Source organism: Pseudomonas sp. Xaverov 83 (assembly GCF_019352905.1).
GTDB lineage: Bacteria > Pseudomonadota > Gammaproteobacteria > Pseudomonadales > Pseudomonadaceae > Aquipseudomonas > Aquipseudomonas yamanorum.
The window spans coordinates 703,989-724,857 of sequence record NZ_JAAAFU010000075.1 but is presented as its reverse complement, the minus strand read 5'-3'; the positions used below and the strand labels follow the sequence as shown (position 1 = coordinate 724,857).

The window sequence follows — 20,869 nt, the reverse complement described above, 5'->3', positions numbered from 1 at the left end:
CGGCCCCAAAAATCCTGGGAGCGCTTCGCACTCCAGCGGGAGCAAGCTCCCTCGCCACAAAAAGCTCCCGGGCTTCGGGAAACAGTGCGTTGATCCGCATCATCAACGTTGCTCCTACCTGCTGATCTTCCCGCAACCCCAACGACCTACTCATCACCCACCTCCTTGCGCTTGCCCACGCCATACCAATCCAGCTTGCGGGTCAGTACCATCACCGTGCCCAGCAACCCGAACAGCAGCAACGAGCCCATCAGCAACGCGTAATCCTCGGCACTCAGCAACCCGTACAGCAAGCCATACAACGCCGCCAACGCTGCCGAAAACCCCAGGCCATGGGCGACGCTGCGCAGTACATGGCAGACATAAAACCCGATCAACATCACACAGGCCGCCGCCGATATCAGGTACGCCGGACCAAACCCGATGTGCTCGGACAACGACAACAACAGCAGGTAGAAAAACGCCAGGGCAAACCCCACCAGCGCGTACTGGATCGGGTGCACCGCCAGGCTCTTGAGCACCTCGAACAGGAAGAAACCGGCAAACGTCAGGGCGATAAACAACAGCGCATATTTGATCGCCCGGTCACTCTTGAGGTACTGGTCCACCGGGTCGATAAAGCTCACGCCGAAGCTGCGGCTGTTGAAGTCGTCACAGCCGCGCTCGGCCAGGCAACTGCTGAGTGCTTCTTCCAAATTGGTGGAGAAAAATGTGGTCTGCCAATGGGCGCTGAAGCCTTGTGCGGTGACCTCGCGCTGGGTCGGCAGGAAGTTGCCGATAAAGCTCGGGTGCGGCCAGTTGGACGCCAGCTTGACCTGGCTGGTCTTGCCCACCGGCACCACTTGCAGTTGCTCGGTGCCTTGCAGGCGCAGGTCAAAGGCGAAGTCAAAGGGTGCCGGCTTCTGGCTGTCCTGCTCGGGCAGCATCACGTGCACACCCTCCCCCAGCCACGCCACTTGGGTGCCCGGCGAAAACGCCAGTTGCTGGCTGCCCAACTCCAGCTTCAGCGCGTTTTCGATGCCGCGAATGTCGCTGATACCCACCGCCAGATACGCCGGGTCAAAGCGGTAATCGGCAAAGTGTTCCTTGATGCCCAGCTGCTCCGGCAACACAAACCGCCCGCTGATCCGGCTGTCGGCGTGGAACAACCGCGCTTGGTAAATGCCCCGGGCGCGCACTTCGGTTTGCACCTGCCCGTCGAGGGCAAATTGCTCCGGCAGGAAATACAGATGACCGCGCACCTCACGGGTTTCTTCATAGCGTTCGTTGAGCTTTTCATTGAGCTTCCACTCCCGGACAGTCTTGCGATAAGGCACCACCAGCACCGGGCCATTGAGGCGCTGGCTGTAGCTGGAACTGCGGGCGATATCCTGCAAGACGTCGTCGCGCAATTGCTGACGGTCGGTAATCACCCCGTGGATCATCAGCAACGGAATCAACAACAGCACGATCAGCAGCGCGATGGCGCCCAGTTTGAAAAGCAGATTGCGGTTCATGAAGCTCTCCCTGTTTTGATGGGGGAGAGTCTGGCGGGCGCTTAAGGGGGATTTATGAAGGGAATGTGGAGACTGTGTGGAGATGCAGTTTTACCTGCGCGCCGCCGGGCACGTTGCCGATCTGCAGTGAGCCGCCGTGCAGCTTCATCACCTCTTCGACAAAATTCAGCCCAAGGCCGGTGCTCTTGCGCCCGCTGGCCGGGCGCGGCAGGGAATAGAAGCGCTCACTGAGGCGCGGCAAGGCGTATTCGGGAATCGGCTCGGCTTGATTGAACAGGGTGAATTCGACGCCGTCATTCACAGCCTTGGCGCTGAACCGCAAGGTGCCACCGGGCGGGGTGAAATCCAGGGCGTTTTCCAGCAGATTCCCCAGGGCCTGACGCAGCAGGAACGGCTCGCCGTACACCTGTACATCCGCAGCAATCGCCTGCTGGACCTGCAACCCGGCGCCTTCGATGCGCGCGCATTGAGCCTTGAGTACTTCGTCTACCAACGCTGCCAACGACAGGCTGCTCTGGTCTTCAAGGCCCTGGCGCTGCTCCACCTGCGCCAGGTTCAGCAGGCGTTCGATCAATTGCTGCAAGCGCGCACTTTCGCTGTCGATATTGCCCACGAAACGCTGCTGCTGATCCCGGGACATGTCGCCCTGCAACAGCTCCGCCGCCCCGCGAATCGCCGCCAATGGACTTTTCAGCTCGTGGGTCAGGGTGTGCACATAACGCTCGACGTACGCCTTGCCTTCCAGCTGGGTGCGCATGTGTTCCACGGCGGTGGACAACTGTTCCAGCTCACCGCCGCGATAGTGCGGCAACTCGGCACGCCGGCCTTCACTCACCGCCTGGGCATACGCCGTGAGCCGGCGCAGCGCAACACTCAACCACCACGACAGCAGCGCACCGAACAGCAAGCCCAGGCCCACCAGCCCGGCGCCGTACCACAGCAGCCGGTCTTCGGTGCGGTCCACATACGGCTGCAGCGAGCTGTTGGGCTTGGCCACGGTGACCACTCCGATGATCTGCCCGTTATCGCGGATTGGCGCGCCGACGTGCATCACCGACGAGGCCGGGTCGTCCAGTTCGCTGCGGGTCGAACGGGCGCCGTATTCGCCGCGCAGGGTCAGGTACACGTCGTTCCACTTCGAATAGTCCTCGCCCACTGCCTCGCCGGTGGAGTCCAGCAATACGATGCCCTTGGCGTCGGTGACGTAGATGCGGTGGTTGACCTGGTTTTTCGGCAGGCCCCAGATATTTGCGCCGGGCTGACGCTCGCCGTAGGCCTTGAGCAGTTCGGGCCAGTGGCTCTGGCCGAGGGTGCCGTTCTTCACATCGCTGCGCAGGATTTCCGCCAGCAGGTTGGCGGTGTCCACCAGGGTTTCCTCGGTGGACTGGCGCACACCGGGGCGGATTTCCTTCATCACGGTGCTGAGTACGAAGTAGCCGGTCAGGCCGATAAACAGCGCATAGACCAGGAAGAACCGGATCCCCAGGCGCATCAGCTGTTGCCCGGGCTGTAGCTGTAGCCAAGGCCGCGATGGGTCTGGATCGGCTCAGACTCGGGCGCCACCGTACGCAATTTGCTGCGAACGCTTTTGATATGGCTGTCGATGTTGCGCTCGTACCCTGCATCGGCCGCCACGCCCACCGCATCCAGCAGTTGCTCGCGGCTGAACACCCGCTCGGGTTGCTCCAACAGGCTTTGCAGCAAGCGAAATTCATGGCGCGTAAGGTTAAGAGGCTGGCCGCGATAACTGATCTGCATGCGCTCCAGGTCCACCTGGAACACCGCCGGAGCAACACCGGGGCCAACCCGCTTGAGGATCGCCCGTACCCGCGCCGCCACTTCACGCGGGCTGAACGGCTTGACCACATAGTCGTCAGCACCGATCTCCAGGCCCACCACGCGGTCGATCTCGCCGTCTCGGGCGCTGAGGAACATCACCGGTACTTCACTGAAGCGCCGCAGTTGCTTGCAGGTTTCAAAGCCGGTGATATCCGGCAGGCCGATGTCGAGGATGATCAGGTCCGCCGGTGTCTGCCGCTGATGGGTCAGCGCCGCCTGGCCGAGGCTCAGCCAGGTGGTGGTGAAGCCTTCGCCTTGCAGGGCGAAAATCAGCGTATCGGCGATGGCCGCTTCGTCTTCGACAATCAGGATATGCGCCATGGTGGTCCGTCAGCAGTCCGGTTTGTCCGCAGTGTAACGGCGAGCCGGGTTTACCGCAGCGCCGAATTCACGCAGGGCCTTGGCGCCGATCAGCAGCGGGTAGTTGAAGCTGCTGCGGTCCGTGAGGTTGACCTCGACGGTACGCTTGACGTTGCCCAGGCACATTTCCAGGTCGATCACCGGGCGCTTGGCCACCGTGGCTTCGTCCTTGTCGTCATCTTCGTCGGCGCGGCTTTTGATTTTGCTGATGCGCGAGACCTTGTGCTCGTACACCTTGTTGCTGGCGTCCTTGCCGCCGAGGCGGAAGCGCACCCAGTCGTCACCATCACGGGTGAAGGTCTCGATGTCCCGGGCCGACAGCGAGGCGGTCAGCGCGCCGGTGTCCATCTTGGCCTTGAAGGTCTCGCCGATTTCCGGCAGTTGAATGTATTCGTAGCGACCGTAAAGGGTCGGCTCAGCGGCCATGACAGGCAAGGCCACGAGCGCTAGTAGGGCAAGGATGGATTTCACGTAGGAGGTTTCCTTGAAATAGATGGGCCAATTCTAGACTGCAAAATCGCCGCTTAGTTAGATCACAGAGCATACCCAGCCCGCTGTGAAACATTCGTAAGCTTATTTGCGATTTGGCCTCTAGACCCAAGCTGCTTATCATGGCGGGCCAAAATGATTCCAAGAGTTACTTATGCGCCGCCTGCTCACCGGCTGTTTCGTCACATTGCTGCTATTGCTCAACACTTTGGTGCTGTTCGGACCGCTGATGGTGTTTGCCCTGCTCAAACTGGTGGCGCCCGGTCGCTTTCGCGACTATGCCTCCTGGGCGGTCATGTGGATCGCCGAAACCTGGGCCGAGATCGACAAGCTGATCTTCGCCCTGTGCATCCCCACCCAATGGGATATTCGCGGTGGCGAGGACCTGCGGGGTGACACGTCTTATCTGGTGATCAGCAACCACCAATCCTGGGTCGACATCCCCGCTTTGATCCAGGCCCTCAACCGACGCACGCCGTTCTTCAAGTTCTTCCTGAAAAAGGAACTGATCTGGGTACCCTTCCTGGGCCTGGCGTGGTGGGCACTGGATTACCCGTTCATGAAGCGCTACACCAAGGCGTTCCTGGCCAAGCACCCTGAGTTGGCAGGGCAGGACCTGAAAATCACCAAGGAGGCCTGCGAGCTGTTCAAGCGCCAGCCGGTCACGGTGGTGAATTACCTGGAAGGCACGCGGTTCACCCCGGCCAAGCGCAAACAGCAGGATTCACCCTTCGAGCGTCTGCTCAAGCCCAAGGCGGGAGGCGTGGCGTTCGTGCTCGCGGCGTTGGGTGAACAGTTGGATGCGGTGCTCGACGTCACCGTGGTTTATCCACAGGAAAACATTCCGGGCTTCTGGGATTTGATCAGTGGCGCGGTGCCGAAGGTGATCGTGGATATCCGCACCCGTGAGCTGGATCCGGCGTTGTGGCAAGGGGATTACGAGAACGATCCGGCGTTTCGCCAGACCGTCCAGAACTGGGTCAACCAGCTCTGGATGGAGAAGGATGCGCGCATCGCCCAACTGCGCGCGGAGCGGTCTTAGCCGCCAGTGCCCCAGGCCGAAGCCAGTTTGCCCAGCACCGACTCGCTGGCGCCTTGGCCGCCCAGGTATTTCAGGATAACCGGCGCAAACTGGCCAACCATCCCACTGTCCATGCCCAGTGCGCTGAACGCGGTGTTCAGGTCGTTGGTGTTCTTCACGTTACCCAATACGCCATCCAGACCCGAGGTCTTGCTGCCGCCGCTCTGGCCGAGCATGCCGCTCAGGGCGCCGAGGCTGCCCAGGGAGTTGCTGCCGGAGAGCTTGTCCAGGCCTGGTACGCTTTTGGTCAGTTGCGAGTAATCACCGCCGCCCAATTTATTCTTGGCCAGGCCCAGCATTGCGCCGGTACCGCCGACAGCCTGCTCCGGCGTCACGTTCAATTGCGAGGTCAGGGCGCCCAGCAAGCCGGCGGTCTGTGAGGTCGGCGCAGCCGCTGCTGCCTTGTCGCCACCCTGTGCGCCCGAAACGGCATTGGCTACATCGCCGAGGCTGAAACCTGCCGCAAACACCGGGCTGGCCGCCACGGTCAACAGGCAGGACAGGGCAAAACCGCGTGAAATCTTCATCAAGACAACCTCTGAAAGTAAGCGCTAAAAGCAGTAGTTTGACTGGGTGTTACGAAAGATTGTTCCCACCTCACAGATTAGTTCAGAAAACCACTGCATCCGAACCGCTCTGCGCTGCGTATATCCATCACGAACCGCACGGAGGTTGATGGAATGAATACCCAAGCTGGACTAACCTCAGCCTGCCGTCTTTACCGTCTGCCGTCCCATCGCCCTGTTGCACGTGCCTGGAGAAGCCCTATTTCGACCCACGATGCAGATCAGCTACGGCAATTGCTGGCCCAGTGCTCCCTGGGTAACCGCCAGGCGTTCGAAACGCTCTACCGCAGTGTTTCCCCGCGTTTGCACGGTATTGCCCTGCGTTTCATGGGCCGCCAGGACTTGGCCGAGGAAGTGTTACAGGAGAGCTTCGTGCGCATCTGGTTCAACGCCTCGCGCTATGAGGCCCATCTGTCGGCGCCCTTGACCTGGATGATTAACATCACCCGCAACCTGGCGATCGATCAGTTGCGCAAACACCGCGAACAGCCCTTGAGCGACGGCCAGCAAGACGCCATGACCGACGAAAGCCCCAGCGCCCACGAACAGCTCGACAGCGAGCGCGAAGCCCACGCCCTGAACCGCTGCCTCGACAGCCTAGAAGGCATGCAGCGTCAATCGATCACCGTGGCTTACTTCCAGGGCTTGTCCTGCTCGGAGTTGGCCGACCACCTGGCTGCGCCCCTGGGCTCGGTCAAATCCTGGATTCGCCGCGGCATGGAGCGCTTGCGCAGGTGTCTTGAATCATGAACTACCAGACCACGTCCCTGCGCCGCGCCCTCGCGGCGGATTACGCCATCGGGTTGATGCCCGCCACCGCCCGTCGACGTTTTGAAGCGCTGCTGCTGGACGATGCCGCCCTGCGCGTCGAGCTGGGACACTGGCAGGACGCCCTCGCCAGCCTCACCGGGCCGTTACCTGAAAGGCCAGTGCCGGACCATGTGTGGGAAGGGATCAAGGCCCGCATAGAGCCGCAAGTGCTGCATATGCCAGCGAAGAGGCCATTCTGGATGAACCTGCGGTTGCTGGTAGCGGCATGCGGCGTAGTGATCGCGGTGTTGGTGGGAGTGTTGTACCAGCGCGACCTCGGGGTGGAGTACAACGCTACGCTGGTGGCGGCCAATCAACAGCCTGCGCTGAAGATTCAGGCGTATGACGATCATCTGCAGGTGGAACCGCTGACCCTGGCGGCGGTGGAGCCGACCCGCGCGCTGGAACTGTGGGCAATCCCGGCAGGCGGCAAACCGATCTCCCTGGGGTTGTTGCCGGTGTCGGGTAAAGGCCGGATCCAGTTGAGCAAAGAACACCAGGCGCTGCTGACGGCACCGTTGACCCTGGCGGTGAGTCTTGAGCCTCAGGGTGGCTCGCCAACCGGACAACCGACGGGGCCGGTGTTGTATCAAGGCCAGTTGGCCTCACTCTAATTCCTGTAGGAGCGAGCTTGTTCGCGAAGGTCGTCATCGATAACGCGGGAAACCTGAAAGCCCACGGCGCCCTCAGGTTTTTCGCGACCACGCTCGCTCCTACAGTGGATTGCCCTTTTGAAATAACCCCTCTTTTTTTAATCCGAACTTGATCTACCCCGCTGTCAAATTTGACAGTATCTGCAACGCGTCCACACGCCCACCATGAAGGCTCCTATCACGTAAGGGAGTACGACATGAAGCTGATGAACATCGCGCTGAGCGCACTGGTACTTTCGACCCTTGCGGGCAATGCCCTGGCAGATGAGATTGCCATGTGCCCGCCCAAGGCAAGTATCAAACAGGAAGAGCCATGGGGGCCGTGGGATATTTTTTATGCCCCCGGCCCTCATAAGGGCGTCTGGGTGGGAGAGAACCCCTTTGGCGATGAAAACCTGCTCAAAAAGCTCCACTTCACGGGGGCGCTTTACCGGGATATCAGCTCAGAAGGAAATGCGTACGTAGTGTCCTGCGACTACGAGGGTGAAGGCTGGTTCGACTTTTTGAGGATGACGCTGTACTCCTTCAAAGGCTGGGCACCCGTGCCGGGGACAAAATGGGTGGATGAGTCGAAAACGGATGAAAGCAAAGCCAAGGCCGGGGCCTACAAAAAAGCCAAGGAGGTCCAATACTGCTATGCAGATTCCACCGAGCAGCATCCGGAAAAACAATGCGCATTCACGTACAAGGAACTGGTCCTCCCACCCAAGCACCATTGACGCTCGTTCCGCGGTTCGGGGCCAATTGACATCACGCAGCCCCAAGGCTCAATACGACGGATGAGGAACCGATCGCCGTTAACTAGGTCCATGAAAGACTACAAAACATGTCAGGAAGAGCCTAATGACTGCGATCAACCCCCAAGTGATTGAGCACAAGCCTTCATTCTGGAACCGCCCACGCCTGTTCATCGGCGCCTGTTTGGTGGTAGTTGCGGGCGTCGGCGGCGCCCTCTACACCCAGGACAGCGTCAAGGCTGCCGCACTGCTGGTGAACACTACCCAGCAACCGGCCACGCAAATCGTGGCCCACAAGGATTACCTCGAAGTGCAGCCGATTGCCGCCACGGCACCGGCCCCGGACCAAAGCCTGGAGCTGTGGGCGGTTCCGGCTGACGGTACGCCGGTGTCACTGGGCCTGTTGCCGGAAGACGGCAAAGGCATTATCGGCATCAACCCTCGCCAGCAGGCGTCGATCAGCAAGCCGGTGACGCTGATGGTCAGCTCGGAAACCAAGGGCGGCTCGGTGAGCAAGCAGCCAACGGGGCCAACGGTGTATCAGGGGGCTTTGGCGATTCGCTGATTCTCCCACCCAACCGCAGATGCAAAAAAGGCGACCCTGAGGTCGCCTTTTTATTTGCCCGCGATTTAAGCCGCGCTGAACAACTTGTGCGGATCGATCACAAACTTCTTCGGCACGCCCGCATCGAACTCGCCGTACCCGCGTGGTGCGTCATCCAGGCTGATGACTTCCACACCGACGATATCGGCAATGTTGATACGGTCCCACATGATCGCCTGCATCAGCTGGCGGTTGTACTTCATCACTGGGGTTTGCCCGGTGTGGAAGCTGTGGGACTTGGCCCAGCCCAGGCCGAAACGAATGCTCAGGCTGCCCATTTTCGCGGCAGCATCCACGGCACCCGGGTCTTCGGTCACGTACAGGCCCGGGATACCGATTTTGCCAGCCACCCGCACCACGCCCATCAACGAGTTGAGTACGGTGGCCGGAGCCTCCGCCTTGGCCCCTTCATGGCCATGGCCGCGCGCTTCGAAACCCACGGCATCGACGGCGCAATCCACTTCCGGTTCGCCCAGCAACGCAGCGATCTGTTCGTGCAGCGGGGTGTCTTTCGACAGGTCGGCAATTTCAAAACCCTGGGCCTTGGCGTGGGCCAGGCGAATCGGGTTGACGTCGCCGATGATGACCACTGCGGCGCCCAGCAGGCGAGCGGAAGCGGCAGCCGCCAGGCCCACCGGACCGGCACCGGCGATGTAGACCGTGCTGCCCGGGCCAACGCCCGCAGTGACTGCGCCGTGGTAGCCGGTGGGCAGGATGTCGGAGAGGCACGTCAGGTCGCGGATTTTCTCCATGGCCTTGTCGCGGTCCGGCAGTTTCAGCAGGTTGAAGTCGGCGTAAGGCACCAGGACGTATTCGGCCTGGCCGCCGGTCCAGTCGCCCATGTCCACATAGCCATAGGCGCCACCGGCACGGGCCGGGTTGACGGTCAGGCACACGCCGGTGTGCTGCTCCTTGCAGGAGCGGCAACGGCCGCACGCCACGTTGAACGGCACCGACACCAGGTCGCCGATTTTCAGGTTCTCGACGTCGCTGCCCTTCTCGATCACTTCGCCGGTGATTTCGTGGCCCAGGACCAGGCCGGTCTGGGCAGTGGTGCGGCCGCGCACCATGTGTTGGTCGGAGCCGCAGATGTTGGTGGAGACCACGCGCAGGATGACGCCGTGCTCAATCTTCCTGCCACGGGGGTCCTGCATTTTGGGATAGTCGATTTTCTGTACTTCGACCTTGCCGTTGCCGAGATACACGACACCACGATTACCAGACATGCTTTCACCTCGCTGTTGTTTTTATGGAACCGCGTTGCCCAGGCAGGCAGCGCGTTTAAGTGCTCGGGTACAGATGCTGTTTTGCGTTGTTAGCGATGGCCTCTTCGCGAGCAAGCCCGCTCCCACAGTTGACCGAGTTCTACCTTTGAAATGCGGTCGAATGTGGGAGCGGGCTTGCTCGCGAAGGCGTCCATCAGAGCACCACTGTCCGATTGGCGTTCAAAAACACCCGCCGCTCAATGTGATACCCCACGGCCCGTGCCAGGGTCAGGCCTTCGATATCCCGTCCCTTGGCAATCAAATCTTCCGGATAGTGACTGTGGTCCACCACCTCCACGCCCTGGGCGATGATCGGGCCTTCATCCAAATCGTTGTTGATGTAGTGCGCGGTGGCGCCCACCAGTTTCACGCCCTTGTTGTAGGCCTGGTGATACGGCTTGGCGCCCTTGAAACCAGGCAGCAGGGAGTGGTGGATGTTGATGGCTTTACCGTCGAGCTTGCGGCACAGCTCCGGCGACAGCACTTGCATGTAGCGCGCAAGGATCACCAGCTCGGCGCCGGACTCTTCGATCACCTGCCACACCTGGCGCTCTTGCGACGGCTTGTCGTTAGGGTCCAGGGGAAAGTGGTAATAGGGAATCTGGTGCCAGTCAGCCAGGGGCTTGAGGTCGGGGTGGTTGGAGACCACGGCGACCACGTCCATCGACAGTTGGCCGATGCGCTGGCGGTAGAGTAAATCGTTGAGGCAGTGATCGGCCTTGGAGACCATGATCACCACTTTCGGCCGGTAGTTCGGCGCGGTCAGTTCGAAGATCATGCCGAACGCCTCGCCGCGAGTGGCCAGGCCGTCGCGGAAGGCTTGTTCATCAAAACCGTCAGGCTGGCGAAACTCCACGCGGATGAAGAAACGGCCCGAAAGCCGGTCATCGAAGGAGTGGTGTTCGGTGACGTAGCAGCCCTGCTCGAACAGATAGCGGGTCACCGCGTCCACCGTGCCGAGCACGCTGGGGCAGTCGGCGGTCAAAATCCATGTATCGGGTACGCGGCTCATTATTCGTGACTCCTTGATCGTTCCCACGCTCTGCGTGGGAACGCCGCAATGGACGCTCTGCGTCCGCTCTTGGGACGCGGAGCGTCCCGGGATGCATTCCCACGCGGAGCGTGGGAAAGATCAGGCCTGGACGCTTAAACCATACTCAGCCGCCGCATCCTGCAACCACAGCCACCAGTAATCCGAGAAGCTGCGACGAATCACCAGCTCCCAGGTGTCTTCAGCGGTATGGCGAATCACCAGTTGCGACTTGGCGAACACCGTGCCCACCGCCTTGCCTACCGGGAAGCTGTCGGGGTGCACGTCGTAGCTGGTGGACTTCATCAGCACATCCCGCACGTTGGGGCCGCTGAGTTCGAGGATCTGCTGGCCGCCGCTGACGTTGACGATCTGGATATGCAAATCGCCCAGTGCCTCGCGCAAACTTTTTTCGGCGGCGAATTCTTCACCGCTCGGCACCACCAGCAGCCACTCATCCGGGCCGAGCCATTGCAGGCTGGTTTCACCCTTGACGATCACTGCCAGGGCGCCGGGCAATTCGATGCCCAGAGCCTTGTGCACGCCGGCGGCGAAGGCTGCGTCGTGGCCATCGCCACGAATGGTCAAGTGGCCGAGGAGTTTCTTTTCGCGCACGGTCACGCCGGCGTTCTTGCGACCCTTGCCTACCAGGCTGGCGAGGTCGGCATGGTGCAGCGACGACTCGGCCTTGGCTCCGGAGGTGGGGCGTTGCTGGTAAACATTGGCTGCTGTCATAAAGCACCTGTTTGAATTCTGTAGGTCTTGCGGTGACTGTTCTGGCCTCATCGCGGGCAAGCCCGGCTCCCACAGGGGAATGCATTCCAACTGTGGGAGCTGGCTTGCCTGCGATGCAGGCGACTCGGTCTGTCAGATGTTCTGGCGATCGCCTTTAGGGTCAAAGAACACCGAAGAAACAATCTCCGCCTCGATCACGCTGCCATCCGCCAACGGTGCAAACACCCGCTCGCCGATGCGTTTCAAGCCGCCCTTCACCACGCCCATGGCAAACGAATAGCCGAGGGAGTTGTGGGCATAACTGGAGGTGACGTGGCCGACCATCTTCATCGGAATCGTCTGCTTGGCGTCGAACACCAACTGCGCGCCTTCCGGCAGCCACACGTTCGGATCAATCGGCTTCAGGCCCACCAGTTGCTTGCGGTCTTCACGCACGCAATCTTCGCGATTCATCCCGCGCCAGCCGATCCACGAGAACGGTTTGGTGCGGCCTACACACCAGCCCATGTTCAGGTCGTCCGGGGTCATCGACCCGTCGGTATCCTGGCCGACGATGATGAAGCCCTTCTCGGCCCGCAGCACGTGCATGGTTTCGGTGCCGTATGGCGTCAGGTTGTACTTTTTGCCAGCCTCGACGATTTTCTCGAGCACGCCCATGGCGTAGTCGGCCTGCACGTTGACTTCGTACGACAGCTCACCGGTAAACGAAATCCGGAACACCCGCGCCGGCACGCCGCCCACCAGGCCTTCTTTCCAGGTCATGAACGGGAAGCCGTCCTTGTCCAGGTCGATGTCGGTGACTTCGCTCAACAGCTTACGGCTGTTGGGGCCGGACAAGGTCATGGTTGCCCAGTGGTCGGTGACCGAGGTGAAGTACACCTTGAGGTCTGGCCACTCAGTCTGTTGGTAGATTTCCAGCCACTGGAGTACGCGCGCCGCGCCGCCGGTGGTGGTGGTCATCAGGAAGTGGTTGTCGGCCAGACAAGCGGTGACGCCGTCGTCGAAGACCATGCCGTCTTCCTTGCACATCAGGCCGTAGCGGGCCTTGCCCACGTCGAGCTTGGTCCAGGCGTTGCTGTAGATGCGGTTGAGGAACTCGCGGGCATCCGGGCCCTGAATGTCGATCTTGCCGAGGGTGGACGCATCCAGCAGGCCGACGCTGTCGCGCACCGCCAGGCATTCGCGTTTCACGGCGGCGTGCAGGTCTTCACCGTTGCGCGGGAAGTACCATGGGCGTTTCCACTGGCCGACGTCTTCAAACTCGGCGCCGTTTTTCACGTGCCAGGCTTGCAGCGCGGTGTAGCGCACCGGCTCGAAGATGTGCCCACAGTGGCGGCCCGCTACCGCGCCGAAGGTCACCGGCGTGTAGTTGGGACGGAACATGGTGGTGCCCATCTGCGGGATGGTCACGTTCAGCGAACGGGCCGCGATGGCCAGGCCGTTGACGTTGCCGAGCTTGCCCTGGTCGGTGCCGAAGCCCAGTGCGGTGTAGCGTTTGACGTGCTCCACCGACTCGAAACCTTCGCGGGTGGCGAGTTCGATGGCGGCCGCGGTGACGTCGTTTTGCAGGTCGACAAATTGCTTCGGCGCCCGTGCGGTGGCTTTCTCGTGAGGCACCTGGAACAGCGCCAGGGTCGGCTCTTCCAGACGGCTCAAGGCTTTGGGCAGCGTCCCTTCCACCGGCGCAAACCCGGCTTCGCTGGCGGCGCGCACGCCACCTTCAAAACCGTCAGCCAGGGAATCGCCGAGGCCATAGACGCCATTGATTCCACCGACGCACACGCGTTTTTGCGGTGCTTCGCCCGGCACAAAACCGAGGATGTCTTCACGCCAGGTCGGCTTGCCGCCCAGGTGCGAGGCCAGGTGAACCACCGGGCTATAACCGCCGGAACTGGCGACCAGGTCGCAGTCCAGCCATTCGCCGGGGCTGGTGACTTTATGGGCTTTGACATCGATGGCGGCCACGCGGGCGCCAGTGACGTGCTTGCTGCCACGGGCTTCGATTACGGCGCTGCCGGTGAGGATGCGAATGCCTTTGGCGCGAGCTTCTTCAACCAGTGCGCCGCGTGGGTTATGACGCGCATCCGCCACAGCTACTACGGAAAGACCGGCGTCAAACCAGTCCAGCGCCACGCGGTAGGCGTGATCGTTGTTGGTCGACAGCACCAGTTTTTTGCCCGGTGCCACGCCGTAGCGGCGCACATAAGTCGAGACCGCACCGGCCAGCATGTTGCCCGGCACGTCGTTGTTGCCGTACACCAGCGGACGTTCACACGCGCCGGTCGCCAGCACCACACGCTTGGCGCGAACCCGGTGGATACGCTGACGCACCTGGCCGATCGGCGCACGGTCACCGAGGTGGTCGGTGAGGCGCTCGTGAATGGTCAGGAAGTTATGGTCGTGGTAACCGTTGACGGTGGCGCGAGGCAGCACCACCACGTCCGGCAGGGATTTCAGTTCCGCAATAACACTGGCAACCCACTCGGCCGCCGGCTTGCCATCGAGGCTTTCGCGGGAATCCAGCAAGGAGCCGCCGAACTCTTCCTGCTCGTCCGCGATGATCACCCGGGCGCCACTGCGGGCAGCGGCCAATGCAGCGGACAGGCCGGCAGGGCCAGCGCCCACAATCAGCACGTCGCAATGACGGTTCATGTAGTCATAGGTGTCCGGATCGTTCTCGGTCGGCGAGCGGCCAAGACCGGCAGCCTTGCGGATGTACTTCTCGTAAGTCATCCAGAACGATTGCGGGTACATGAAGGTTTTGTAGTAGAAACCCGGCGGCATCAGCTTGCCGCCGACCTTGCCAAGAATGCCCATCATGTCGTTATTCACGCTCGGCCAGCCGTTGGTGCTGGTGGCAACCAAACCCTGGTACAGCGCCTGTTGCGTGGCGCGCACGTTAGGGATTTGCGTGGCTTCGGTGGCGCCGATCTGCAGCACCGCGTTCGGCTCTTCGGCACCGGCGGCAAAGATGCCGCGCGGGCGGGAATACTTGAAGCTGCGACCGATGATGTCGACGCCGTTGGCCAGCAATGCAGCGGCCAATGTGTCGCCCTCAAAGCCTTTGTAGCTCTGGCCGTTGAAGGTAAAGCTCAGGGCTTTGTTACGGTCGATGCGGCCACCGTTGGACAGGCGATTGATCTGGCTCATACCTTCTCTCCAGAAGCCTTGGCGGTGAATTGCGGCTTGGTGCCAATCTTGTAGGTTTCAAGAATTTCGTAGGTCACGGTGTCGCGGGTCGCGTTGAAATACTGGCGGCAACCGGCGGCGTGAATCCACAGTTCGTGGTGCAGGCCGCGCGGGTTGTCGCGGAAGAACATGTAGTCGCCCCACTCCTCGTCGGTGCAGGTGTTCGGGTCCAGCGGGCGCGGGATGTGCGCTTGGCCGGACGCGTGGAATTCCTCTTCGGAGCGCAGTTCGCCACAGTGAGGACAGAAGATATGCAACATAGGGAATTTCTCCTGTTAGTGGGCGACGGCCGCAGCGCCGTGTTCGTCGATCAGCGCACCGTTGTGGAAACGGTCGATGGAGAATGGAGCAGCCAACGGGTGCATTTCACCCTTGGCGAGGCTTGCGGCAAACACGTTGCCTGAGCCAGGCGTGGCCTTGAAGCCACCGGTGCCCCAACCGCAGTTGAAGAACATGTTCGGGACCGGGGTCTTGGAGATGATCGGGCAGGCGTCCGGCGTGGTGTCGACGATGCCGCCCCACTGGCGGTTCATGCGCACGCGGGACAGCACCGGGAACATCTCGACGATGGCCTGGATGGTGTGTTCGATCACCGGGTACGAGCCGCGCTGGCCATAGCCGTTGTAGCCGTCGATACCGGCGCCGATCACCAGGTCGCCCTTGTCGGACTGGCTGATGTAACCGTGCACGGCGTTGGACATGATCACGCTGTCGATGATGGGTTTGATCGGCTCCGACACCAGTGCTTGCAGCGGGTGGGATTCGATCGGCAGGCGGAAGCCCGCCAGCGAAGCCATGTGGCCGGAGTTACCGGCGGTCACCACGCCGACGCGCTTGGCGCCGATGAAACCCTTGTTGGTTTCCACGCCGATGCACACGCCGTTTTCCTTGCGGAAACCGATGACTTCGGTCTGCTGGATCAGATCCACGCCCAGTGCGTCAGCGGCGCGGGCAAAGCCCCAGGCCACGGCATCGTGACGGGCCACGCCGCCGCGACGTTGCACGGTGGCGCCCATTACCGGGTAGCGGGTGTTTTTCGAGCAGTCGAGGTAAGGGATCTCGTCGGCCACTTGCTTGGCGTTGAGCAGTTCGCCGTCCACGCCGTTGAGGCGGTTGGCACTGACGCGACGCTCGGAATCACGGATGTCCTGCAGGGTGTGGCACAGGTTGTAGACGCCACGCTGGGAGAACATCACGTTGTAGTTCAGGTCCTGGGACAGACCTTCCCAGAGTTTCATCGCGTGTTCGTACAGGTGCGCCGACTCGTCCCACAGGTAGTTGGACCGCACGATGGTGGTGTTGCGCGCGGTGTTACCGCCGCCCAGCCAGCCTTTCTCGACCACGGCCACATTAGTGATGCCGTGTTCCTTGGCCAGGTAGTAAGCCGTCGCCAGACCATGCCCGCCGCCGCCGACGATGACCACGTCGTAGACCTTTTTAGGGGTCGGCGTGCGCCACATTTTCTGCCAGTTTTCGTGGTGGCTGAGTGAGTGCTTGAAGAGGCCGAAGCCCGAGTAGCGTTGCATAGTCATTACTCCAAAACCGCGCTCAGCGATAAACCGGGAAATCAGCGCACAGGGCGGCCACATGCTTGGCGACGTTGGCCTCCACATCGGCGTCGCCGAGGTTGTCGAGGATGTCGCAGATCCAGCCGGCCAGCTCCAGGCATTGGGTCACTTTGAAACCACGTGTGGTCACCGCCGGCGTGCCGATACGCAGGCCCGAGGTCACGAAGGGCGACTGCGGGTCGTTAGGCACGGCATTCTTGTTGACGGTGATGTGGGCGCGACCGAGGGCTGCGTCCGCGTCCTTACCGGTGAGGCCCTGACGGATCAGGCTGACCAGGAACAAGTGGTTATCGGTGCCGCCGGACACTACATCGTAGCCGCGCTTGATAAATACGCCGGCCATGGCTTGGGCGTTTTCGATCACTTGCTGTTGGTAAGCCTTGAAACCTGGCTCCTGGGCTTCCTTGAAGCACACCGCCTTGCCGGCGATCACGTGCATCAACGGGCCGCCCTGGGCGCCTGGGAATACAGCAGAGTTGAGTTTCTTTTCAATTTCTTCATTGGACTTCGCCAGGATCAACCCGCCACGTGGACCGCGCAGGGTCTTGTGGGTGGTGGTGGTGACCACATCGGCGTAGGGCAGCGGGTTCGGGTACAGACCAGCGGCCACCAGGCCGGCGACGTGGGCCATGTCGACGAACAGCAGCGCACCGACCTTGTCGGCAATCTGACGGAAGCGCGGGAAATCCAGGGTCTTGGAGTAGGCGGAGAAACCGGCCACGACCATCTTCGGCTTGTGCTCCACGGCCAGGCGCTCGACTTCGTCGTAGTCGATCAGGCCGGTGGCGGTGTCGATGCCGTATTGCACCGCGTTGTACAGCTTGCCCGAGGACGACACTTTGGCGCCGTGGGTCAGGTGGCCGCCGTGGGCCAGGCTCATGCCGAGGATGGTGTCACCGGCGTTCAGCAGCGCCAGGTACACCGCGCTGTTGGCGGACGAACCAGAGTGCGGCTGCACGTTGGCGTAATCGGCACCAAACAGCTGCTTGGCGCGTTCGATGGCGAGCACTTCGACCTTGTCTACATGCTCGCAGCCACCGTAGTAACGCTTGCCCGGATAACCTTCGGCGTACTTGTTGGTGAGGCCGCTGCCCTGGGCTTCCATGACACGCTTGCTGGTGTAGTTCTCTGACGCGATCAGCTCGATATGATCTTCCTGGCGCTGCTCCTCGGCATTCATGGCCGCCAGCAGTGCATCGTCATAACCCTGGATCTGGTCTTGCTTGCTGAACATCGCGTCTCTCCCAGCGGCGGCGGTGCGCCAATCGTATTGTTGGGGCCGCCGCACGACGGAGGGGCCCTTTGATGCGATGGTAGGGCTGGCGCAGAGAGGTCAAATGCCTATGGACGCCACGCAAAGGTGCGTTTACGACATGGCCGGAACAACACAGAACAAATGTGGGAGCGGGCTTGTGTGGGAGCTGGCTTGCCTGCGATAGCATCCCCTCGGTGCAACGGGTACACCGAGGCGACTGAATCGCAGGCAAGCCAGCTCCCACAAGGGTTATACGATGATCTTTCGAAGGAGTAGCAGCAGCAGGAAATGCGCAGGATAAAGCGCATACGCCCAGCGCCGCATGGCCGGCGGCGACACCTGCCTGGCCTGTCGCAACAAGACCAATCCGGCCAGTGGCGCAATCAGGCATGTCGCCAATCCCAGCATCGCCACCAGCGTGCCGCTATTGAGCAGGATCTGCCATTGATTGGCAGCCAGGCACACCACACCCGGCAGCACGCTGGAATACCACGGCCGCCGAAACACCAGCAGCATCGCCAGCGGCAGCAGCACACCAAAAAACCCGAACATCAACTGCGCCGAAAACAACCCCGCCAAAACCAGTGCGATCAACGCCAATCCTCGATCAATGACCGCCTTCTGCTGCCATCCCCGGGCAACCAGCAAGCCCAGCGCCAGGGTCGGCAGTACGTTGAGCGTATCGGCGTCGTCAATGAACATCCGGTACGGCACTTCGCTGATCACGCTGAACAGCAGCAACCAGCCCAGATAGCGCCACTGCCCCGTCACCGGCGCGTCCTTGACCCGATGCAGATTCGCCGCAATCGCCAGGCAAAACCACGGGAACGCCAGGCGGCCCGGCACATACAGCCCGTCCAGACTCAAACCGACATACCGCAGGTGGTCCAGCACCATACTCAGCAGCGCCAGCCACTTGAGCAGGTCCAGGGCGCCATCGCGGACGCGGCTTACAGGAACGCTTTCAGAACCGTGCATAATTCCCCAATGACTTTGCATTAACAGTGCGTGCGCCCGCCCGACAATCTTGGGTAAAGTGCGCACCAACATCGACCACAGGACTGGGCCATGACCGACAAGAGCCAACAATTCGCCAGCGACAACTATTCCGGCATCTGCCCGGAAGCCTGGGCCGCCATGGAACTCGCCAACCAGGGCCATCAACGCGCCTATGGCGATGATGAATGGACCCACCGCGCCGCCGACGGTTTCCGCAAACTGTTCGAAACCGACTGCGAAGTGTTCTTCGCCTTCAACGGCACCGCGGCCAACTCCCTCGCGCTGTCCTCCTTGTGCCAGAGCTACCATAGCGTGATTTGCTCGGAAACCGCCCACGTCGAAACCGACGAATGCGGCGCGCCGGAGTTTTTCTCCAACGGTTCCAAGCTGCTCACCGCCCGCACCGAAAACGGCAAGCTGACCCCGGAGTCGATCCGCGAGATCGCCCTCAAGCGTCAGGACATCCACTACCCGAAACCCCGCGTCGTGACCCTGACCCAGGCCACCGAAGTCGGCAGCGTCTACACCCCGGAAGAAATCCGCGCCATCAGCGTCACCTGCAAGGAATTGGGGCTGAACCTGCACATGGACGGCGCCCGCTTCTCCAACGCCTGCGCATTCCTCGGCTGCTCGCCTGCCGACCTGACCTGGAAAGCCGGCGTCGACGTGCTGTGTTTTGGCGGCACCAAGAACGGCATGGCCGTGGGTGAAGCGATCCTGTTCTTCAACCACAAGCTGGCCGAAGACTTCGACTACCGCTGCAAACAGGCCGGGCAGCTTGCATCAAAGATGCGCTTCCTCTCCGCCCCGTGGGTGGGCCTGCTGGAAAACGACGCATGGCTCAAACATGCCCGCCACGCCAACCACTGCGCGCAATTGCTCAGCAGCCTGGTGGCGGATATTCCGGGTGTGGAGTTGATGTTCCCGGTGCAGGCCAACGGCGTGTTCCTGCAACTGTCGGAACCGGCGATTGCCGCGCTGACGGCCAAGGGCTGGCGCTTCTACACCTTCATCGGCAAGGGTGGCGCGCGGTTCATGTGTGCGTGGGATACCGAGGAAGAGCGCGTAAGAGAATTAGCCGCTGATATTCGGGAAGTGATGAGCGCCTGAAGTAGGCATCAGTCCCTCAGATAATGGCGAAAGACCGAGACTGTTTTTTGATATTTCTGACAGCAACCAACTCCGCTTTCATTGACTAGCCTCTTGGAACCCGAAAGGAAAAGGCCGCCTTTCGGGACTAACCGCCAGCCGAACAGTCGGCCGGAAACGGAAATCCAGCAGAGGGCAATACCATGGAAGCACAACGCTACGGAAACAACCTGCTAGGCGAAGGCACTATCAGCACCACCGTCATCGACTGGGATGAATTCAGAAAATCCGCGAAAATCGGTGACACCATCAGCGAGCCGACGAGGACATTGCAGATCACTGACAAAGTCTATGAACTGACAGCATCAGGCCAGCACTTCGTCGTGCACATCTACGCCCAATAACCTCTAACTGATCGTTCCCACGCTCTGCGTGGGAACGCCTCCCCGGACGCTCCGCGTCCAGGCCACACCACGGTTCAAGGACGAATTGATGGGCAGAAGCCGCTACACCATTACCGAACCTGAAAAACCACATTTCCTGACATGCACCGTCACGGAATGGATACCGCTATTTACCCGCGACTACCTTGTCGGCCACCTATTGAGTTGCTGGCGATATCAACAAACCCACGAACATTTCAATCTCTACGGCTACGTCGTTCTCGAAAACCATCTGCACTTCGTCGCTCAAGCACCTGACCTGGGTAAATGTGTCAGCCAGTTCAAATCCTTCACCGCCCGAACCATCATTGACGACCTGCAGAAACGAGGAGCGGAGCGAGTGTTGCAGCGTTTGTGTTTCAGCAAACGGGCGCATAAAACGGACCGGATTTATCAGCTATGGCAAGAGGGGTCACACGCCGAGTTGGTGTACAGCGAAGCGGTGATGCGCCAAAAGCTTGATTACATTCACCACAACCCTGTGAAGCGGGGTTATGTGGACTTGGCCGAGCACTGGCGGTATTCCAGCGCTCGCAACTATGCAGGACAGGATGGCCTGATTGATATTCAGCGCTGGGCCTGATCGTTCCCACGCTCTGCGTGGGAATGCAGCCCGTGACGCTCCGCGTCACACAGCGGGACGCGGAGCGTCCAAAGAGGC

At 61.1% G+C, this 20,869-nt stretch carries 21 protein-coding genes; 8 read left to right on the top strand and 13 right to left on the bottom strand.

Features of this window, described 5'->3' with window-relative positions; translation table 11 throughout:
* Positions 1–146: 146 nt before the first annotated feature.
* Genes creD through K0H47_RS24620 form a run of 4 tightly spaced genes read right to left on the bottom strand, consistent with a single transcriptional unit; the run spans position 147 to position 4,166 of the window.
* Complete coding sequence (gene creD, locus K0H47_RS24635; protein ID WP_093204293.1) at positions 147–1,496, bottom strand: cell envelope integrity protein CreD; 1,350 nt, start codon at positions 1,494–1,496, stop codon at positions 147–149.
* Between the two features lie 52 nt (positions 1,497–1,548).
* The gene (creC, locus tag K0H47_RS24630; protein ID WP_219273769.1) at positions 1,549–2,988 is read right to left on the bottom strand and encodes a two-component system sensor histidine kinase CreC; all 1,440 of its coding nucleotides are present in this window, start codon (positions 2,986–2,988) and stop codon (positions 1,549–1,551) included.
* Positions 2,988–3,656: a two-component system response regulator CreB gene (gene creB / locus K0H47_RS24625; RefSeq protein WP_017476410.1), complete on the bottom strand. Its 669-nt coding sequence runs from the start codon at positions 3,654–3,656 to the stop codon at positions 2,988–2,990. The genes creC and creB overlap by 1 nt, the downstream gene beginning before the upstream one ends.
* Before the next feature lie 9 nt (positions 3,657–3,665).
* On the bottom strand, positions 3,666–4,166 hold the full coding sequence (locus tag K0H47_RS24620; protein WP_063026672.1) for an ATP-dependent zinc protease: 501 nt from the start codon (positions 4,164–4,166) through the stop codon (positions 3,666–3,668).
* 172 nt (positions 4,167–4,338) lie between these two features.
* On the opposite strand from K0H47_RS24620, the gene K0H47_RS24615 reads away from it, so the two are divergent.
* Positions 4,339–5,226, top strand: a complete 888-nt coding sequence (locus tag K0H47_RS24615) for an acyltransferase (protein WP_177025568.1) — start codon at positions 4,339–4,341, stop codon at positions 5,224–5,226.
* Here the strand turns inward: K0H47_RS24615 and K0H47_RS24610 are convergent.
* A complete protein-coding gene (locus tag K0H47_RS24610) occupies positions 5,223–5,792 on the bottom strand; it encodes a DUF2780 domain-containing protein (RefSeq protein WP_017476413.1) in 570 nt (189 codons plus the stop codon). The genes K0H47_RS24615 and K0H47_RS24610 overlap by 4 nt on opposite strands.
* Before the next feature lie 153 nt (positions 5,793–5,945).
* Here K0H47_RS24610 and K0H47_RS24605 point away from each other — a divergent pair, with 153 nt between their 5' ends.
* The 4 genes from K0H47_RS24605 (at position 5,946) to K0H47_RS24590 (ending at position 8,596) form a co-directional block, all read left to right on the top strand.
* On the top strand, positions 5,946–6,581 hold the full coding sequence (locus tag K0H47_RS24605; protein ID WP_242488309.1) for a sigma-70 family RNA polymerase sigma factor: 636 nt from the start codon (positions 5,946–5,948) through the stop codon (positions 6,579–6,581).
* Positions 6,578–7,255 carry an anti-sigma factor domain-containing protein gene (locus K0H47_RS24600; protein ID WP_063026666.1) on the top strand — a complete coding sequence of 226 codons (678 nt, stop codon included), beginning with the start codon at positions 6,578–6,580 and terminating at the stop codon, positions 7,253–7,255. The genes K0H47_RS24605 and K0H47_RS24600 overlap by 4 nt, the downstream gene beginning before the upstream one ends.
* A 236-nt stretch (positions 7,256–7,491) precedes the next feature.
* A complete protein-coding gene (locus K0H47_RS24595; RefSeq protein ID WP_177025569.1) occupies positions 7,492–8,013 on the top strand; it encodes a hypothetical protein in 522 nt (173 codons plus the stop codon).
* A 124-nt stretch (positions 8,014–8,137) separates the two neighbouring features.
* The gene (locus K0H47_RS24590; RefSeq protein ID WP_063026662.1) at positions 8,138–8,596 is read left to right on the top strand and encodes an anti-sigma factor domain-containing protein; all 459 of its coding nucleotides are present in this window, start codon (positions 8,138–8,140) and stop codon (positions 8,594–8,596) included.
* A 65-nt stretch (positions 8,597–8,661) separates the two neighbouring features.
* Here the strand turns inward: K0H47_RS24590 and fdhA are convergent, their stop codons facing one another.
* The 8 genes from fdhA to K0H47_RS24550 form a co-directional block, all read right to left on the bottom strand.
* On the bottom strand, positions 8,662–9,861 hold the full coding sequence (gene fdhA / locus K0H47_RS24585) for a formaldehyde dehydrogenase, glutathione-independent (RefSeq protein WP_003209194.1): 1,200 nt from the start codon (positions 9,859–9,861) through the stop codon (positions 8,662–8,664).
* Between the two features lie 193 nt (positions 9,862–10,054).
* Positions 10,055–10,912, bottom strand: coding sequence for a formyltetrahydrofolate deformylase (gene purU, locus K0H47_RS24580; protein ID WP_003209192.1), 858 nt, complete (start codon positions 10,910–10,912; stop codon positions 10,055–10,057).
* Positions 10,913–11,032: 120 nt separating this feature from the next.
* Positions 11,033–11,665: a sarcosine oxidase subunit gamma gene (locus K0H47_RS24575; RefSeq protein ID WP_219273768.1), complete on the bottom strand. Its 633-nt coding sequence runs from the start codon at positions 11,663–11,665 to the stop codon at positions 11,033–11,035.
* A 132-nt stretch (positions 11,666–11,797) separates the two neighbouring features.
* Positions 11,798–14,815, bottom strand: coding sequence for a sarcosine oxidase subunit alpha (locus tag K0H47_RS24570; protein WP_219273767.1), 3,018 nt, complete (start codon positions 14,813–14,815; stop codon positions 11,798–11,800).
* Positions 14,812–15,114 (bottom strand): sarcosine oxidase subunit delta, encoded by a 303-nt coding sequence (locus tag K0H47_RS24565; protein WP_003209187.1) that lies wholly within the window; start codon positions 15,112–15,114, stop codon positions 14,812–14,814. The genes K0H47_RS24570 and K0H47_RS24565 overlap by 4 nt, the downstream gene beginning before the upstream one ends.
* A gap of 15 nt (positions 15,115–15,129) precedes the next feature.
* Positions 15,130–16,380, bottom strand: a complete 1,251-nt coding sequence (locus K0H47_RS24560; protein ID WP_003209185.1) for a sarcosine oxidase subunit beta — start codon at positions 16,378–16,380, stop codon at positions 15,130–15,132.
* A gap of 22 nt (positions 16,381–16,402) precedes the next feature.
* Positions 16,403–17,656, bottom strand: a complete 1,254-nt coding sequence (glyA, locus tag K0H47_RS24555) for a serine hydroxymethyltransferase (protein WP_063026656.1) — start codon at positions 17,654–17,656, stop codon at positions 16,403–16,405.
* A gap of 270 nt (positions 17,657–17,926) precedes the next feature.
* On the bottom strand, positions 17,927–18,655 hold the full coding sequence (locus tag K0H47_RS24550; RefSeq protein WP_219273766.1) for a TraX family protein: 729 nt from the start codon (positions 18,653–18,655) through the stop codon (positions 17,927–17,929).
* A 90-nt stretch (positions 18,656–18,745) separates the two neighbouring features.
* Between K0H47_RS24550 and K0H47_RS24545 the strand changes: the two genes are divergently transcribed.
* The 3 genes from K0H47_RS24545 to K0H47_RS24535 all read left to right on the top strand — a co-directional run bounded on the left by K0H47_RS24545 (position 18,746) and on the right by K0H47_RS24535 (position 20,791).
* Positions 18,746–19,786, top strand: a complete 1,041-nt coding sequence (locus tag K0H47_RS24545) for a low specificity L-threonine aldolase (protein WP_010167499.1) — start codon at positions 18,746–18,748, stop codon at positions 19,784–19,786.
* Positions 19,787–19,968: 182 nt separating this feature from the next.
* Positions 19,969–20,169 (top strand): hypothetical protein, encoded by a 201-nt coding sequence (locus K0H47_RS24540; protein WP_063026652.1) that lies wholly within the window; start codon positions 19,969–19,971, stop codon positions 20,167–20,169.
* A gap of 88 nt (positions 20,170–20,257) precedes the next feature.
* A complete protein-coding gene (locus K0H47_RS24535; protein ID WP_063026650.1) occupies positions 20,258–20,791 on the top strand; it encodes a hypothetical protein in 534 nt (177 codons plus the stop codon).
* Positions 20,792–20,869 lie beyond the last annotated feature (78 nt).